Below are 17,090 nucleotides of genomic sequence, written 5' to 3' on the forward strand. Positions count from 1 at the left end.
CTTTCCCCTTACTTTACGATAACTTTTGCCATCATCATGTGGTGAGCCGCACCGCAGTACTCGTTACACAGGATCAAGTACTCGCCCGGCTTGTCAAACGTATGGGTAACTTTGTTGACATGACCCGGTACAACCATCATGTTGACGTTTGTTCCAGGAATTTGAAAACCATGCACTACGTCTTTACTGGTGCTGATAAAAGTTACTTTCGATCCAACCGGAACTTCGATTTGATTGGGGTTATACCCGAAAGCAAACGAAACCATCACAGCTTCATATTCATTGGGTCCAACCTGTTTGAGACCTGGTTTGTCGAAGGGAGCGGTTTGTTCCACCTTTTTAGGATCTACCCTTTGAAGATCACTTGGTGGAGTCATTCCCATTGCAAACGCGTTAACAAAAAGAGCAACAATAAATGCAATAATTATTCCGCCGCCAAACATCAACCAATACTTTTCATAGCGATGAATGTGCATGCCGGAACCTCCTTTCCACTCCTTGGGCTGTTTTTAATTCCGACTCAGAAAAAGAAAGAACACACCAAGCCAACTCAGTGCGATAAAAGTGCCCAACAGCATCACCGAAGCAAAAGTGCCTTTCAGCGAAGGTTCTTTTTCCTCCGTGCCGGACTGTGGTGAAGTCGGGTTCGTGATGCGCGGTGTGGTTTCGCTCATGTCTTTTCCTCCCCTCTTATCCGTTCAAATATTTGTCAAACAAATTTATATAACTTTAATTCGAGTATAGGTTTAGAATTATTATTGCGGTATAGGGGAGTTCCCTGAAAAAACCATAGGGGAATTCCCTGATACGAAAAAAAACCTGTAAAATCAAGATTTCAAAGCAATTATGGAAATTTGTTGAATAATTAGAGGCAGACACAAAACGTTAAAAAAGCTTCTCTCGAAGCATATTCAGGAAGTTAGGGCGCAAAAAAACCGCCTGATTCGGTCAGGCGGTTTGAAGATGAATGAAGTTTGCTGTTTCAATATGTCGGATATGCGGTTAGAGACGTTTAGCTCCTATATATCGTGGGCCCCAATATGGATTATTCAACGGTACAATTTTGACTCCGGAAGAGCTTGTTGCCGAGATAAACTGGTTATCTCCTACGTAAATGCCCACATGGGAAGCGCCAGGAGCATAGGTGGTATGAAACACCAGATCCCCAGGTTGGAGCTCTGTGACAGGAGTGCCCAGCTTATAGATCTCAGCAGCTGTTCGAGGCAATTGAACACCGTTTTGGGCAAACACATAGTTTACGAATCCCGAACAATCGAACCCCTTGGGGCTTGTCCCGCCCCAAGCATAAGGAACCCCTACATATTTCTTTGCAATGTCCACGACACTGGAGACAGCGGCGGTTTGCTTTGTCTGAAAGCCGGAACGGGAGGCAAGTACGGGCGCAATCGGGGTATTTCCCTGTTTGCCCGTAATAATCAGGGCAGTCGCCGTATTCGAGTCCCAGTTGACTTTCATGCCAGCAGTCTCTGAGACAAAGCGAAGCGGCACATAGGTTCTGTTCTGCAGCAATACCGCATCTGTATCGAGCCGCACTGTTTTTCCGTTGACCTTCGCACGGTCATCTCCCGTCCGCAAGACAACCTCCATGTCGTTGTTCTTCAGGGTCACTTTAATTTCTTCGCCTTCCTCAACCCAATCAACCTTGTATCCCAACTTTTCCGATATGAAACGAACCGGAACCTGGGTTCGTTGGTGTTCGTCAATAAACGGCTGCGCGTCGGGAAATTGGACAAGCTGGTCATCCACTTGGATGTGAACGTTGTAGTCCGGTTGAGAGGAAGTCGAACCGGCCGCTTCCGCCGATGAAGACAGGAAAGTCAAAGCGGATACGGTCCCTGCAATCGTGAGGATTTTCAAAGATGCATTCACAAGCTGTTCCTCCTTTAGCCTCCGAGGTTAGTTGACGGGTTCGGGTAGAGGTACCCTATGCCAGCTAAGCAATTCACCCCATAAAAATGATCCCCCGTACCGACTGGGTCGGATTCGGCCTTATTTGTCGCTTTACAGATATTCGAGAACAACCCCTTCTTTCCTACCGTTGACGACAATCCAATTTATGGTAACGGCCGCTCCCTCCACTCATTCCCTGCCTTCAGTTAGATGCCACCTGCAAAAGGTAAGCAAAAATAGCACTGTATTCCAGGCTTATTTTTGAGGATTCAAAGGTACTCCCAGAAATAGGACTGTTTTTCAGCCCTATATGCTACTTCTGGTTTACTCACCTTGAGAATCCCCTGAATAAGACTGAAAATCAGCTCTATTTCTGAAGCGACAAACAAAAAATAAAAAATAAGGCTGACACTCAGCCTTATTTCCACAATAGATGCATTATGTAAACTTTTATTGCATTAAATACCCCAAAGCGGTTTCCGCCGTGTCTTTCCCCTGTTGAATGCAATCGGGCACACCGAGTCCCTTGTAGGCAGCGCCTGTGAAAAAAAGGCCAGGGTATTCTTTGGCAACTTCCTTCTCGAAAGCGGCCAACCGTTCAAGATGACCCACCGTATACTGCGGCATTGCCTTTCGCCAGCGGGTAATCCTCACAAAAATCGGTTCCGCTTCAATGCCCATCGAATCTTTCAGATCCCGCTTCACCTTCTCCAGAATCGATTCATCCGGTTCGTCGACGATATCTTCGTCTCCCGCACGGCCTACATAACAACGCATCAGAACTTTGTCCGGCGGGGCGGTATGCATCCACTTGGAAGAAATCCAGGTACAGGCCGTTATGTTCCGGCCTTCTTTCTTGGGAACCACAAACCCGGTACCATCAAGCGGATACGGAACGTCGGCGGCATGAAACGCCAACAGGACGTTGCCGACGGAAACATAAGGGATCTTCTCCAACAGTACCAAAGACGGAAACGACTGGGGCAAAACCCTGGCAGCATCGTAAGCCGGAGTGGTCACAATCACCGCATCCGCCTGAAACGTTTCCCCGTTCTCCGTCACGACTCGATACAATGCAGTACCGCCAGCAGCCTCATCCGTTTCTTTTTTAATCTCGCGAACCGCGGTCGAAGTATGGATCAATCCACGGCCAATCTCATCCGCCAGTTTGTTGACCATTTGCACCAGGCCGCCGCGCAGCCCGAAAAACATCGTAGTAACCAGCGGCTTTCGATCGGGAGAACCGGTTCCGGAGGAAGAGGGTGCTATGCCTTCTTCCGATTTCGGTTGCGGAACGGATTTCGCCGGGGCACTGCCCGCTTTCGCCTGCTTTGCCTGGGCCAGCATGCCGAGAATCAAACTGCCGTATTTTTTCTCCATCTGTTCAAACTGCGGATAGGTGGCACGCAAGCTCAGATTCCGGGTACTGCCTGCATAGATGCCGGCCAGCAGCGGTTCCGCCATCTGGTCCACCACTTCATCCCCCAGCCTGCGGGCCAGAAAACCTCCCAGCGATTGATCGCCGGAAGGTTTGCTGCGGGGGATCAGCAGATCCATGGCTGCACGGATTTTGCCTGATATCGTAAGCAGCCCGGTTGTGGCAAACGGAACGAACTGGGTAGGGATTCCAACGTTGAGCCCCGCCGGTATCCGATGCAGTTTTCCCTCATGCAGAATGTATGTCTTTTTGTTGTTTGGATTCGTCCCCACAATATCACCGGTCAGTCCCAGGTCACGGCACAGGTTCAATGCCGCCACCTTGCGGGCCAACAGAGCATCCGGCCCCTTCTCCATCACAAAACCTTCATGGATCTCTGTCGAGATTTTGCCCCCGAGCCGGTTGTCCCTCTCAAACAGAAGAACCCGCAAAGGGATCCCCTTTTCACGGGCTTGCTTTTGCAAATAATAAGCGGTGGTCAGACCGGTGATCCCGCCGCCGATCACGATGACCGTTTTGTCAGTCATGTCGATCATTCCTTTGCTGCATGTTGTCGCACCACAGTTGCCAGTGCCCGCAGGAAGTCCTCGTCTGCATTGAGCATGGCGGTCCGCACGAGTTTGATTCCCACCTCTTTCGCTAAGGCCTGGGCTTCGATGTCAATGTCGTACAGAACCTCTAAATGATCTGCTACAAATCCAAATGGACATATCACCACATTGTCTGTTCCCTGTTCTGCCAGTTCCCGTAAGACATCCAGGATATCGGGACCCAACCAGGGTTCCGGGGTCCGTCCTGCGCTCTGCCATGCAGTTCCCCAGTTGGAATGTCCGGCCCGCTGCGCGATGGCTGCTGCCGATTCCCTGATCTGATCCGGGTATGGGTCATTCATCTTGAGGATTCGTTCCGGCAAGCTGTGGGCTGTGAAAAGCACTTTGACCCCGGGTCTTTCCGCTTCTGAAAAATGGGACAGTGCATCCCGCAAACGCCTTTCCATGGCATCGAGATACAGTGGCTGCAGATGCCATTGACGTACATAGTGAATCCGGGGTCCGCCGTACTGCTCAACCCCTTTTTCCGCCGCTTCGATATATTTGGCAATGCTCATCGTGGAATAGTGCGGGGCAAACACAAAGCCGACCGCTTCCCGGATACCGTCTTCCACCATTTGCCTGACTGCGTCCTCCACAAACGGCGCGATGTGCTTTTTCCCGCTATACATACGATAGGTAACGCCGTCTCCATTGCCGTTCAGAATCCGGCCCAGGCCTTCAATCTGGTCATCCGTAATCTTGTTCAGCGGGGATACGCCACCGATGGCCTGATAGCGGTCAATCAAATCCTGCAGCAGTTCCGGCTCCGGCTTGCGTCCGCGACGGATGTGTGTGTAATACTCTTCCACCTGGTCCAGGTTGCGGGGAGTACCGTAATCCATTGCCAGAACTCCAACAATGCGGTTGCTCATATCCTCACCTGCACCTCTATTTCAACTTGGAAACGCTGTATTGATGAACGAATTCCGTCAGCTTCCGCAGGGTTTCCCCTTGCACTTCCGGGAAGATGCCGTGTCCAAGGTTAAAGATATATCCCGGATGGGCCATTCCCATATCCAGTATTTCCTTTGCTTTCTGTTCGATGACAGGCCAGGGGGCCAACAGCAGCGCCGGATCCAGATTGCCCTGCAGCGCAAACCCGGTTCCCACACGTTCCCGTGCCGAATCAAGCGGCACTCTCCAATCGACCCCAATTACGCTGACCGGAAGCTCCTTCCAAACGGTAAGCAGTTCCCCGGTGTTGATGCCGAAGTAGATGGTCGGGGCATCGATTTCCTTGAGCGCTTCAAAGATTCTCTTCATGGTTGGAAATACATACTGCCGGTAGTCACTTGGCGAGAGGCTGCCGATCCAGCTGTCAAAGATCTGGACCGCCTGGGCTCCTGCCGCCACTTGCCCCTTCATATATGTAATGATCATGTCTCCAAGCTTGTCCATCAGTGCGTTCCATACTTCAGGCGCTGAGTACATCATTTGCTTGGTCTTGTAATAGTTCTTGGATGGACCGCCTTCGATCATATAGCTGGCAAGGGTAAACGGCGCTCCTGCAAAGCCGATCAGCGGGACTTCCAGTTCCCGTTTGAGAATGCGGATCGTCTCCATGGTCTTCGGCAGGTCGCCTTCCGGATCCAGTTCCCTGAGACGGGTAACGTCTGCCATTTCTTTGATCGGATTCGCGATGACAGGACCGTACCCGCCCTTAATATCCACATCAACCCCCATGGCTTTGACAGGGATCATGATATCGGAAAACAAGATGGCAGCATCTGTGTTCAACTGTTTGACCGGCAAAATCGTCACTTCGGCACATACGTCCGGAATCTCGCAGATTTCCATCAGACTGTACTTCTCTCGGACTTTACGGTACTCGGGTTGATAGCGTCCCGCCTGCCGCATGTACCAGACAGGGATGTGTTCCACCGGCTGTTTCCTGCATGCTCGCAAAAAAGTATCATTAAATGCCATAGTTTCACCACTTTACCACTTGTTAGAATCACTTCAGTTATACCGCAAATCACCTTTCGGAGGCAAATGAACTTCTTGTGAAGACACCTTTCTCCCAAATCATTGGATGCGTCTTCACAGTATGGTATACTAATTCCCGAATGACATAGAAGGAGTGAAAGCCGACATGGGTGAATTCTTACATACACTGGACGGATGGTATGTCCTCCACGATTATAGAACTGTTGACTGGGCAAGCTGGAAAGCCCTCCCACGGGAAGAGCGGCAGGCTGCAGTCGATGAATTGCTTACCCTGATGCGCGGATGGCAATCGATTGAGGAGAAGAAAGAAGGAAGTACTGCTGCGTTCACCATCGTCGGGCAAAAGGCGGATCTGCTGTTCATGAACCTCCGCCCCACTTTGGAAGAACTGGGCGAACTGGAGACAGCCCTGAACAAAACCCGGTTTGCCGAGTTCCTGATTCCGGTCTACTCTTATGTATCCGTTGTGGAACTGGGCAACTACCTTCCGAAAGAAGGGGTCGATCCTTATGCGGACCCGGTCATTCAAAACCGCCTCTACCCCATTTTGCCCAAGATGAAAAATGTTTGTTTCTACCCGATGAACAAAAAGCGGGAAGGCAATGACAACTGGTACATGCTGTCTCTCGAACAACGCCGCGATCTGATGCGGGCCCACGGTCTGACCGGACGCAAATATGCGGGCAAAATTGTCCAGATCATCTCCGGTTCCACCGGCCTCGATGACTGGGAATGGGGCGTCACGCTCTTCTCCGACGACCCGCTCGAATTCAAAAAGATTGTAACGGAGATGCGCTTCGACGAAGTCAGCGCCCGCTTCGGCGAATTCGGCGAATTCCTGGTTGGAACGCGGATTGACGGGGAACAGCTGGCAAAATATCTGGAAGTGTGAGGGGACAAACTGTTTTTGTTACGGAGTGATTCTTTATGAAGAAAATCGAGGCTATCATCCGTCCGGAGAAACTGCAGGATGTGATATCGGAACTGCGTGAAGTGGGTATCACCGGTTTTACCGTGATTCAGGCACAAGGACGGGGCCAACAAAAGAATTCTACCGGGGTGTACCGTGGCCACACCTACTCCATAAACCTTCATCCAAAACTCAAAATGGAGATTGTCGTCTCTGATTCCTTCGTGAAACCGGCCATTGACGCCATAATCAAAGCTGCCCAAACGGGTGAAATGGGAGACGGAAAAATTTTTGTCTACCCTGTACAGGAAGCCTACAACATTCGTACCGGAAAAATTGATGAAACCATCGACGAATTAAAGTAACGATTTCCCTCTGGCAGCAGAGGGATATTTTTTTTATAATTTATGTCATATAATATAACATATAATGTTGACAAACATAACACTAATTGTATACTAGAACTAATTGATCACTAAAAAGGGGGTTGTTCCAATGGATGTAACAACCGGTTTAAATACCATATGGGTGATACTTGCCGCTGCCATGATCATATTCATGGAGGGGGGGTTCAGTTTGCTGGAAGCGGGTTTGGTCCGAACCAAAAACGCTGTCAATGTCACAATGAAAATCTTTGTCGACCTGACATTCGGCGCCTTGGCATTCTATGCGATAGGTTACGCCCTCATGTTTGGAGCGGATTGGCTGGGGCTGATCGGCCTTCAGTTCAACGCAACCAGCGAAGGAACAACCCCTAACGGTTTGCCATTGTCAGCGGTTGTCCTGTTTCAGATCGCCTTTGCCATGGCTGTAGCCTCCATCATCTCGGGGGCCGTAGCGGAACGGATGAAATTCCCGGCTTATATTGTCATTGTGATACTGGTTTGTGGGCTGCTGTACCCAATTTCCGGCCATTGGGTATGGGGCGGCGGATGGCTCCAGCAGTTGGGCATGAAGGATTTCGCCGGGTCAGCGGCCATACATGCAATGGGTGGTTTCGCCGCACTGGCCCTGGCCATGATTCTCGGTCCAAGAAAGAATCGCTTCAACAAAGACGGCAGCGCGAATGTCTTCGCGCCGAGCAATATTCCCTTGGCTTCCGCCGGCGGCTTTATCCTTTGGTTCGGCTGGTTTGGATTTAATGCGGGAAGTACTTTAAATGCACTGGACGCCAACTTGTCCAGCATTGCTCTTAATACGTTCCTGGCTGCAGCAGCAGGCGGAGCTTCCGCCATTCTCTTCAGTATGGCTCGCTTTAAAGCGGCGGACCCAAGTATGGCGATCAACGGCTCCCTGGCGGGGTTGGTGGCCATTACCGCCGGATGTGCGTTTGTGGGACCCAAATCAGCCATTCTGATTGGTCTGATTGGCGGGGTTCTCGTAATTCTGGCAACTGGTTGGATTGACAAGTTGAAAGTGGACGACCCCGTAGGGGCTGTTGCGGTACATGGATTCAACGGGGTTTTTGGCACTTTGGCGGTGGGTCTGTTTGACCTGAGTGAGGGTCTGTTGACAACCGGCAATACGGATCTGCTTCTGATTCAGTTGTTAGGTGTTGGGGTCGTTTCCGTGTGGGGATTCGGTTCCGCATATCTGGTGGGGCAACTGATCAAGAGGACCATCGGAATCCGGGTGACGGCTGCCGAAGAGGAACAAGGCCTTGATATCGTGGCACATGGCATTCCCGCATACAACGAACTGGAGAGATTCAGCGATGCGAATCCGGTTCCCGGCTTCCATGTCCCGGTTCCCGAACCGAGTCCCAAACCGGTCTTGCAGGAGTAGTGATACGCCCCAGCCTTAGGTAACTTATCTTAGGCTGGGGCGTGTGTTGTCTGTATGAGATTGTGTCGGCACTTCCTTGCCATGACTCGAAGCACCTTCCGCAAGGAAGGGCGGGCTACAGTTTCTCGATTACCTTGTCGATCAATCCATACTCCAAAGCTTCCTGCGCCGACATGAAGTTGTCACGGTCCCTAAACATAACACGTTCAACCTAAGAGTCCTTCAATCAGCACGACCCGCGCAGGTGCCGCTTCCGTCTTGAGCAATTTGATGGGAGCCCCCACCAGAAAGTAGCCCCCTTCAGGCACTTCTCCCAAGCGCAACCCCTCAATCACCACAATGTCAGCTGCAAACAATGTCTTGTGGGTTGGATGGCCCGGTTGGCTGCGTTCAACTCCCAAAGCGTCAATGCCAACACCCCTGACCCTGCAATCACTAAGAAAACGGGCACCGTCCTCCGCCAGGTAGACAAACTCCGGGTCAAATTCGTCCTTCAGAGAATTGCGGGTCTTGAGCAAGATGAATTCGCCTTCCCGAATGTCGAAGGGTTTCAAATCGCCGCGTCCGATTCCCCCCTCAGTCCTGGTAAGATCTAATACGCGGCAAGGACCGACAAACCGCTCCACGGGGAATACCCGCATGGAATCCCCGTTCGGCATCATATGGAGAGGCGCATCCGCATGTGTCCCCGTGTGGACATCCATGTCAATCCTCGATTCCCTGGCGGTCGCTGTGTCGAAATCCTGCACCACCCGGATCTTCGGCTGTTTCTCCGGCTTATTTTTGTATACGGGCATGCCTTCAAAGATCGGCATGGATACATCGTACACTTTGTACACAAATCTACCCCCTCGTCAGTACGGGAAACTGCTCAACCGGATGGACCAGGTGCGGGGCTTGCTCAACCGCCTGAACCAAGGGCTGGGCTTGCGGGTCATAGACCGGAAGCCATTTGGCGCCGTTCTGGGCCAATAATCGATCCGCCTCGTCCGGCCCCCATGAACCGGCTGCATAGAAAGACAAGGGCAGATCGAACCGCTCCCAGGCCTTTCTGATGGGATCGACGAACTTCCAGGCCAGCGATACCTCATCCCACCGTGTGAAGAAAGTGGAATCCCCTTGAATCGCATCCAGCAGCAGCCGTTCATAGGCTTCCGGCGATTCCTGGCCACAGTTGTTGCAAAACTCCATGGCAATTGGGATCACGTCCCGGTCTGTCCCCTGCTTTTTTGCGTTCAGAAGCATATAGATGCCTTCCTCCGGGTTGATCCGGATAATGAGCAGGTTGGGGCCGAGATCCCCTTTTTTATTGAAATAGATATTGGGCATGTCTTTGAACCGGATCACTATTTCTGTCACCTTTTTCGGCATTCGTTTTCCAGTCCGTATGTAAAATGGGACACCTGCCCAACGGAAGTTGTCTACATACAATTGCGCCGCCACATAGGTCTCCGTAAGAGACTCGGAATTCACATTCGGTTCCTGGCGATACCCCGGAACCGGTTTGCCATTCACAGTTCCCTCTCTATATTGCCCCCGCACCACATAGTGACGGACCTCCTCTTCCGTATAGCGGCGAAGGGAGCGCAGCACCTTCACTTTTTCGTCGCGGATCGCTTCCGTATTCAGACGGCTGGGCGGCTCCATGGCAGTCATCATGACCATTTGCAGCATGTGGTTTTGCACCATGTCGCGAAGAGCTCCCGCCTGCTCGTAGTAGGATGCGCGGTCTTCCACCCCCACCGTTTCACTGGCTGTAATCTGAATGTTGTCAATGTGACGATTGTTCCAAAGCGGTTCAAACAGGGAGTTGGCAAACCGGATGACCTCAATGTTCTGAATCATTTCCTTGCCCAAATAATGATCGATCCGGAAGATTTCCTCCTCCTCAAAGGACTGCCGGATTTGCTCATTGAGCGCCTTGGCGGAGGGATAATCGTGGCCAAAAGGCTTCTCGATGATCAGCCGTTTCCCCACTTGGGCGCTGGCCACCCCTGAGGATTTGAGGTGGTTGGTAACCGGCCCGAACAAATCGGGAGCAATCGCAAGATAAAACAAGCGGTTCCCGGCACGTCCAAGCTCCTGTTCCTTCTTCCCGACTACGGACAGCAGTTCCTTGTACGCCTCCGCATTCTTTACATCCAGTGATACATACTCAAACCGCCCGATAAAACTCATCCACTCCCGCTCTTCCACAGAAATCCGGGAATGGGTCCGAACCGCATCATGGACCATCTGGTGAAAATCAGATTGTCCGATCGGTGAGCGACCCACTCCAACCACAGCAAAATGGTGCTGCAACAAGTTGGTACGATAAAGTCCATATAGGGCCGGAAACAGTTTGCGTTTCGCCAGGTCTCCCGTTGCCCCGAAAATCACCAGCACAAAGGGAAGTGAATTGTCTGAATGTGTAGGCACTTGCCAGCAACTCCCGTCTGCAGATTCCAAATTTGACTGTTTGTAGTCTGTCCTTTTGCCGCAGATTAAATAAATCGACACCAAATGTACGGAATGAAACCGCACTCTTGGGAAAAACTAGGAATGGCGAAACAGGAACAAGGAACCAACTTGCGGGAGGAATCGGAAATGGAGTATACCTGCTATTATTGCGAGCACAAGACCGACAAGGTGCATCACGTAACCTTGTACGAAAAGGATCGGGAACACGATGAACTTCTGTGCCCGGAATGTTATTCCGAGTGGCTGGCGTCGTTGAAGGGTTAGAAGAAACCCCAGACCGTTTCATTACGGCCTGGGGAAATCCAAGGGTCAGACAGCATTTTGTTATCGAATCTCTTTTTCAATGAACAACTGAATCCGTTCCCGAATCGCATCCCGCACTTCGCGGAACTTCTGCCGAACCTCTTCTTCCGTTCCCGTGGCTTTTGCCGGGTCTTCAACCCCCCAATGCATCCGCTTGACATGCGGGGGAGTTACGGGGCATTTGTCATTGGCATCCCCGCAAAGGGTGATCACATAATCCGCTTTATTGAGAATTTCAGGATCAATCAGATCGGATGTCTGGCTTGAGATGTCGATGCCTGCCTCCTTCATAATCTCCACAGCTCGTGGATTGAGACCATGGGTCTCAATGCCGGCACTGTAGACTTCCACTCTGTCACCCCCGAAATGCTTGCCCCACCCTTCCGCCATCTGGCTGCGGCAAGAGTTTCCCGTGCACAGAAAATAAACGATCTTTTTCCTGTCCGCCATGGTCGTCACCCTTTCATCCGCTTTAGTTCCGGAGTTTTAAAGAATTTCTTTTGAAACCAGAGCGCCACATTGACCAGAGCGATCATCACCGGCACCTCCACCAACGGCCCGATTACGGCGGCAAACGCTGCCCCGGAGTGAATCCCGAACACCCCGACCGCTACGGCAATCGCCAGTTCAAAATTATTGCTGGCAGCCGTGAAAGAAAGGGTTGTGGTCACCGGGTAATCGGCACCGGCTTTTTTCCCCATGTAGAAAGAAATCAGGAACATCAGTATAAAGTAAATGAGAAGCGGGATTGCAATCCGCACCACATCCAGCGGCAACTGAACAATGACCTCTCCTTTGAGCGAGAACATGACGATGATCGTGAACAGCAGTGAAATCAAAGTGAGGGGGCTGATCCTGGGGATAAACACCGTTTCATACCAGGAACGCCCTTTCAGCTTCACGAGGGAGTAACGGGTAATCATTCCGGCCAAAAAAGGGATCCCCAAATAGACGAACACACTCTTTGCCACTTCTCCGATTGTGATGTTGACGATCATCCCCTGCAGCCCGAACAGGCCCGGCAGGACGGTCACAAAGAGGTAGGCGTAGAACGAGTAGAAAAACACCTGAAACAGGGAATTGAAAGCCACCAATCCGGCGGCATATTCGGTATCGCCTTTGGAAAGATCATTCCACACAATGACCATGGCAATGCAGCGGGCCAGGCCAATCATGATCAGTCCCGCCATGTATTCGGGATACCCGTTCAGGAACACGATGGCCAGGACAAACATCAGGATGGGACCGATCACCCAGTTTTGCAAAAGAGACAGCCCCAATACCCTGCCGTCTTTAAACACCCGGCCCAATTCTTCATACCGGACTTTGGCAAGTGGAGGGTACATCATCAAGATCAGGCCGATGGCAATCGGAATGGAAGTGGTGCCCGCCTGAAACTGATTCAGGTACGTCACAAACCCTGGAAACAAATACCCTGCACCTATTCCAGCCACCATCGCGGCAAAGATCCAAAGGGTCAAGTACCGATCAAGGAAAGACAATCTCTTATTCACAAGCAACCAACATCCCCTTCTCTTCCAGTTTCTTAAGCTCTTCCGACATATCCGGCAAACGGTCCAACAGGGTTCCGAGGTCCTGAATCTTATCACGATTGAGGGAATAGAACACCCATTGTCCCCTTCTTGTTTCTTTGACCAGACCCACTGATTTTAACCGGCTCATGTGTTTGGACACAGCCGGTTGAGAGATGTTGAAAATCGGGACCAGTTCACATACGCAGCAATCCCGCACTCTCAGCAGGGACACGATTTTCAGCCGGGTCGGATCACCGAGGGCCTTGAACAACTCGGCCATCTTGTCGAATTCCATTCGGAATCACCTTCTTTCCATGAACTCAAAATAACATAACCATATGGTTATATCAATATGATTTTTGAGAACTTTTCCGTTAAATATAAAAACCCTGCGAGGTTCCGCAGGGAGAGGAATTAAGTCTTGTACGTGGTTTATCGGTCAGTCCGAACCGTCGTCAAGTTCTTTTCAACGATTTCCACTCTTATGGAACGGCCGGTTAGATCCACATCGGGTGGAGCAATCAGGCGCAGATGAACTGTTGCGCTCTCTTTCGGTCTGATCCGGGTGATGGTTTCATTGTGCAAATCAACAAAATACTTGTAAGTGAAAGGATCCATATCCTCATCCGCCGGATTTTTCGGAAAAAACACCATGGCCATCACATCGGCAAGCTGCAAGTCCGCAGAGTGCTTGTTCGTTACTTTGACTTCGATATCGAAATATTGCTTCCGTTCCCCTTTCACATTGACGGATTGAATTTTCCAGGAGACGGCAGGCCGCTTCCAGGTCAGAGCCGGCAAACCGGGAAAATCGGACTGGGCGTTGTGACGGTAAACAAACGTCAGATGCGGAGGCCGGTCAATCAACCCGTTTGCTGAAGGGACAGGGGTCGGACGAAATTCCCATTTGACAGTCTTTCCGGGTTCCACAGGCTGATTGGGTCCGTCAACAAAATAATACCAAGTGTCAGAACCTCTGGATTCGCCGGTTTGGGAGGGAAAGAACAGGACTCCCTGAACCTGGTTATTGGTTAAGGGGAAAGCACCCATATTTCTTATGGTTGCATATACGGTCCGGCCGTCCGATTGGATTTTCTCCACTTCCACAGAGGCAACCCGCCAGGCAATGATTGGCTGTGCATCCCGTTTTTCGGCTACTTTCGCCGATTTTTGATTTTCCGTCATGTTGTTTATCACAGAATCGGATTTCCCTCCGATAAGCGGAGTCAGCAGAAAGACAATCATTGCCGCGGTGGAAACCAGAAACGTTCCGCCCCCCGCCAGGATTCGAAATTGCCTGTTCCGCTTCTGTCGTTTTGCTTTGTTCAGGATTTTGTCATGCAGCTCTTTGGAAAAAGGCATGGCGGGGCCGCTTTGCAGTGCGTCCCGCAGTTTATCCTCAAACGGGTCCATTGTCATCGTTCACCTTCCTGCCAATTTGTGTCTCCAGCTTTTCCCTCGCGCGCTTCAATCTTGTTCTCGCCGTTTCTTCCTTTATCCCGAGTATTTCGGAGATTTCAGAGATCGGGAATCCTTCGCGATAGTACAAAACCACAACCTCTCTGTACTTGACGGGCAATTGGAAGACGGCATCCCAAATCAATTTTTTGAAGATGGAATCCATCACCTGTTCCTCAGCAGATGCGGATGCCTGCGAATGCAGGGACAACGGGTCCGCACTGGGAAGCAATTTGCGGAACAGAGCGGATCGCAAATGATCTTTGGCGCAATTGATCGTGATCCGATAAATCCAGGTTTTCAGAGAACTTTGATACTGAAACCGGTCAAGGTGGGCAAATGCTTTCAGAAATGCGTCCTGAGCAATATCCTCCGCCTGCATCCGGTCTTTGACGTAAGAATAGGCCAGATTGATTACATCCTGGCCGTACTCCGACATTAACTCCTCCAATTGAGCGTAACGATCCTCCCATACGGAGTGATAATACTGTTTGTGTCCGAGGATTTGTTCATTCATTTCCGTTTTCCCGTCTCCCGATTTTTTGGGCCTCATGTTTGATCCTGCCTATTTGACGAAATTATTGTCTGAAATGGTTCATAAAATTACAGTCGACAAAAAGTAGGAATACCACAAAGTTGTGGCAAACACGTCAACCAGCACAAAATAGGAAAACTCCATCAGCGGATGTCTGTCCTCCAGTCTCTTTCTCCACAGGCGGGTCGACAGGTAACTGATAAGGAAGATCATGCCTGTCAATATATACGGAGAATACCATTGGGTCATGTAAGCGGGCATCAGTTTCACCGCATGCGGTTTATAAAAGTCCCCGATAAAGAGGATCTTCATGATAAGATACAGGCCCGTTGCGATCCAGAAATGAACCCGCGCCTTCGCCATAAAATGGTGTTCCCTGAAAAACAGTACCGCTAACAGATAGGCATAGGACAGCGGGAACCACTTAAAGGTAATCAGCACCGCCACAAGCGATATCCCGATTAGCAGCGGCAACGCCTTAAGCGACCAGATGTAATCCTCCTTGCTCAGCACGTTCATACGTTCCCGGTAATTGGGACTGTCCGTTGTGTAAAACACATCGTAGGAACGTCCGTTAAGTGAAAGCCATAGAACCTGTGTATGACCAAGGTCGTTTTTGGCATACACCGGTTCCATTGGGATGCCCCGCATACCGGACACAAGCGCTTGGGAAACCGGGGTCCCATTTTCGAAGGTGATCAGATAAGGTTCCAGATGATCGAACCGGTCCTTCACAAAGGATGATACAAGTGCGAGTTGCAATCGATCGGACTGTTGCGGGAATACATAGGCCCCGTATACATCGGTGGTAGTTTTGCCGTCAGCCAGACTGACCGACACTTTCCCTTCGGAAACGGGAGAAAAAGTGTGCAACGGTATGGAGACGTAAGTAAGCGTCACCTTGGATGTTTTGGTTGATTCAATGGCATAGAAAAGATAGAAAGAAGTAGAGTCCAGTCCTGCATCGAAATCATGGAATTTGGAGTAATCGGAAAGCCGCACCGTTTTGGCCTTCAGTATCCGTTCCATTTTCCCGCTTGCCGGGTCCGCTTGCGCATACCAAATTTCATAACTGTCACTTCCTTTTGCCCAAACGCCAATGGACAGTTTGCCCTGCCTGTCGGGAATCGCTTTAAGATTGGTCACGCCCGCTATGGGCAGGGAAGCGATGGACTCGGCCCCTTGTTCCATCAGTTGTCCCACTTCTACCGAATCGTTATTGCTCCAGACCAGAAGGGGGAATTGGCTCTTTCGGTCTACCACATCAAACGCAGTCACCTGTTGTTTGACAATCATTTGCCTGGGGCCCCATTTGTCCTGAGACCATGGACTTCCATACAGATGGTTGTCGCTGCCTATCCAGTAGGCCCTCTCTTTTGCCCATCTGGGATAAAGCATGTCTTGATCAGGCAGTGGGCGATTGAACACCTGGCTGTTTCCATGTTCATCCAGAGTGACATAAGTGATGGCTGCCCCGGACTTGTAGGCAAATTGATTGCTGTCTACAGGTTGGACACTTTGTTTGACAGAAGCGGGCGGAAGCTTCGACTCCCTTCCGAAAGGTTCGGGAAAGGGCAAAAACTGCTGCCGGGTCAGCATGAACGTTTGAACGGTAATACAGAATAAAGCTATCAGGATAAATGGCAAATATTTCGTCAATTTCATAAGTGCTGTCCTCACATTTCTACGAATCTAAGACTGACACGAATCCCTGGTTCTGGGAATTTGCGGTCACCTCTCATTATAAAATAAAATTGAATTTAAGGTGAGCATACTTGATCATTCAAAATGGATTCAATACAAGCCGGAACATATCCACCTTGTGCACGCTGCCATTCCTATCCAATCCCTGCCCGCTCATTTGGACGGATTCACCATAGGGGTCATCTCCGATTTGCACTTGGGAACCTGGGGATCGTTTGAAAGAGTGAAAAAGGCCGCCATGATGTTGGCGGACCTTTCCTCTGACCTGGTAATTGTTGCGGGAGACCTGACCTCGAAACCGGAGGCGGAACCCCTGATAGATGAAGTACTGTCCCCTATCGGGGAGGCATATGGCGTGCTTGGCAATTGGGACTATCGGTATCCCCCAACATCCAGGCTCCAATCAAAGATCAAGCTGTTGTGATTGATAACATAAAAGTTGACCACGTGGAGGCACATTGACAACCAAAAAGTTGACCACCCCTACACCAAATTCCTGTACGCTGATTTT

20 protein-coding genes and 1 riboswitch are annotated in these 17,090 nt (G+C 50.6%); of the genes, 5 read left to right on the forward strand and 15 right to left on the reverse strand.

Translation table 11 applies throughout. The annotated features are described in order from the left end of the window. Positions 1-8 precede the first annotated feature (8 nt). The 6 genes from EFBL_RS00615 to hemE form a co-directional block, all read right to left on the reverse strand. Complete coding sequence (locus EFBL_RS00615) at positions 9-476, reverse strand: cytochrome c oxidase subunit II (RefSeq protein WP_096180200.1); 468 nt, start codon at positions 474-476, stop codon at positions 9-11. 33 nt (positions 477-509) lie between these two features. Next, complete coding sequence (locus EFBL_RS00620; RefSeq protein ID WP_096180201.1) at positions 510-674, reverse strand: cytochrome c oxidase subunit 2A; 165 nt, start codon at positions 672-674, stop codon at positions 510-512. Positions 675-1,002: 328 nt separating this feature from the next. Continuing rightward, positions 1,003-1,890, reverse strand: coding sequence for a C40 family peptidase (locus EFBL_RS00625; protein WP_231705625.1), 888 nt, complete (start codon positions 1,888-1,890; stop codon positions 1,003-1,005). A 1-nt stretch (position 1,891) separates the two neighbouring features. Further along, positions 1,892-2,020, reverse strand: a riboswitch (cyclic di-AMP (ydaO/yuaA leader). 341 nt (positions 2,021-2,361) lie between these two features. Next, complete coding sequence (gene hemG / locus EFBL_RS00630) at positions 2,362-3,876, reverse strand: protoporphyrinogen oxidase (RefSeq protein ID WP_096180202.1); 1,515 nt, start codon at positions 3,874-3,876, stop codon at positions 2,362-2,364. A gap of 5 nt (positions 3,877-3,881) precedes the next feature. Continuing rightward, positions 3,882-4,814 carry a ferrochelatase gene (hemH, locus tag EFBL_RS00635; RefSeq protein WP_096180204.1) on the reverse strand — a complete coding sequence of 311 codons (933 nt, stop codon included), beginning with the start codon at positions 4,812-4,814 and terminating at the stop codon, positions 3,882-3,884. Between the two features lie 16 nt (positions 4,815-4,830). Next, positions 4,831-5,868: a uroporphyrinogen decarboxylase gene (gene hemE, locus EFBL_RS00640; RefSeq protein WP_096180205.1), complete on the reverse strand. Its 1,038-nt coding sequence runs from the start codon at positions 5,866-5,868 to the stop codon at positions 4,831-4,833. Between the two features lie 166 nt (positions 5,869-6,034). On the opposite strand from hemE, the gene hemQ reads away from it, so the two are divergent. From hemQ to EFBL_RS00655, 3 genes are all read left to right on the forward strand, one after another. Continuing rightward, positions 6,035-6,781 (forward strand): hydrogen peroxide-dependent heme synthase, encoded by a 747-nt coding sequence (gene hemQ, locus EFBL_RS00645; protein ID WP_096180206.1) that lies wholly within the window; start codon positions 6,035-6,037, stop codon positions 6,779-6,781. 35 nt (positions 6,782-6,816) lie between these two features. Then, positions 6,817-7,164: a P-II family nitrogen regulator gene (locus EFBL_RS00650; RefSeq protein WP_096180207.1), complete on the forward strand. Its 348-nt coding sequence runs from the start codon at positions 6,817-6,819 to the stop codon at positions 7,162-7,164. Positions 7,165-7,294: 130 nt separating this feature from the next. Continuing rightward, a complete protein-coding gene (locus EFBL_RS00655; RefSeq protein ID WP_096180208.1) occupies positions 7,295-8,584 on the forward strand; it encodes an ammonium transporter in 1,290 nt (429 codons plus the stop codon). Positions 8,585-8,699: 115 nt separating this feature from the next. Here EFBL_RS00655 and EFBL_RS21765 read toward each other — a convergent pair whose 3' ends face one another. Genes EFBL_RS21765 through zwf form a run of 3 tightly spaced genes read right to left on the reverse strand, consistent with a single transcriptional unit; the run spans position 8,700 to position 11,002 of the window. Continuing rightward, the gene (locus EFBL_RS21765; protein WP_096180209.1) at positions 8,700-8,783 is read right to left on the reverse strand and encodes an ATP-dependent Clp protease proteolytic subunit; all 84 of its coding nucleotides are present in this window, start codon (positions 8,781-8,783) and stop codon (positions 8,700-8,702) included. A 7-nt stretch (positions 8,784-8,790) separates the two neighbouring features. After that, complete coding sequence (locus EFBL_RS00665) at positions 8,791-9,399, reverse strand: cyclase family protein (RefSeq protein ID WP_096180226.1); 609 nt, start codon at positions 9,397-9,399, stop codon at positions 8,791-8,793. A gap of 28 nt (positions 9,400-9,427) precedes the next feature. Beyond that, the gene (zwf, locus tag EFBL_RS00670) at positions 9,428-11,002 is read right to left on the reverse strand and encodes a glucose-6-phosphate dehydrogenase (protein ID WP_096180210.1); all 1,575 of its coding nucleotides are present in this window, start codon (positions 11,000-11,002) and stop codon (positions 9,428-9,430) included. Positions 11,003-11,125: 123 nt separating this feature from the next. Between zwf and EFBL_RS00675 the strand changes: the two genes are divergently transcribed. Further along, on the forward strand, positions 11,126-11,308 hold the full coding sequence (locus EFBL_RS00675; RefSeq protein ID WP_096180211.1) for a hypothetical protein: 183 nt from the start codon (positions 11,126-11,128) through the stop codon (positions 11,306-11,308). Between the two features lie 60 nt (positions 11,309-11,368). Here the strand turns inward: EFBL_RS00675 and arsC are convergent, their stop codons facing one another. The 6 genes from arsC to EFBL_RS00705 form a co-directional block, all read right to left on the reverse strand. Further along, positions 11,369-11,797, reverse strand: coding sequence for an arsenate reductase (thioredoxin) (arsC, locus tag EFBL_RS00680; protein ID WP_096180212.1), 429 nt, complete (start codon positions 11,795-11,797; stop codon positions 11,369-11,371). A 5-nt stretch (positions 11,798-11,802) separates the two neighbouring features. Next, entirely contained in the window at positions 11,803-12,861 is a 1,059-nt protein-coding gene (gene arsB, locus EFBL_RS00685; RefSeq protein WP_269432667.1) for an ACR3 family arsenite efflux transporter, read from the reverse strand. Then, positions 12,854-13,177 carry an ArsR/SmtB family transcription factor gene (locus EFBL_RS00690; RefSeq protein WP_096180214.1) on the reverse strand — a complete coding sequence of 108 codons (324 nt, stop codon included), beginning with the start codon at positions 13,175-13,177 and terminating at the stop codon, positions 12,854-12,856. The genes arsB and EFBL_RS00690 overlap by 8 nt, the downstream gene beginning before the upstream one ends. 137 nt (positions 13,178-13,314) lie before the next feature. Beyond that, positions 13,315-14,301 carry a hypothetical protein gene (locus EFBL_RS00695; RefSeq protein ID WP_096180215.1) on the reverse strand — a complete coding sequence of 329 codons (987 nt, stop codon included), beginning with the start codon at positions 14,299-14,301 and terminating at the stop codon, positions 13,315-13,317. Beyond that, a complete protein-coding gene (locus EFBL_RS00700) occupies positions 14,282-14,893 on the reverse strand; it encodes a sigma-70 family RNA polymerase sigma factor (RefSeq protein ID WP_096180216.1) in 612 nt (203 codons plus the stop codon). Before EFBL_RS00700 ends, EFBL_RS00695 begins: the two co-directional genes overlap by 20 nt. Before the next feature lie 42 nt (positions 14,894-14,935). Beyond that, positions 14,936-16,540, reverse strand: a complete 1,605-nt coding sequence (locus EFBL_RS00705; RefSeq protein WP_096180217.1) for a hypothetical protein — start codon at positions 16,538-16,540, stop codon at positions 14,936-14,938. Positions 16,541-16,640: 100 nt separating this feature from the next. Between EFBL_RS00705 and EFBL_RS00710 the strand changes: the two genes are divergently transcribed. Beyond that, on the forward strand, positions 16,641-17,003 hold the full coding sequence (locus tag EFBL_RS00710; protein WP_165912568.1) for a metallophosphoesterase: 363 nt from the start codon (positions 16,641-16,643) through the stop codon (positions 17,001-17,003). Positions 17,004-17,090 lie beyond the last annotated feature (87 nt).

Origin of the sequence: Effusibacillus lacus (assembly GCF_002335525.1) — a bacterium.
Classification (GTDB): domain Bacteria; phylum Bacillota; class Bacilli; order Tumebacillales; family Effusibacillaceae; genus Effusibacillus; species Effusibacillus lacus.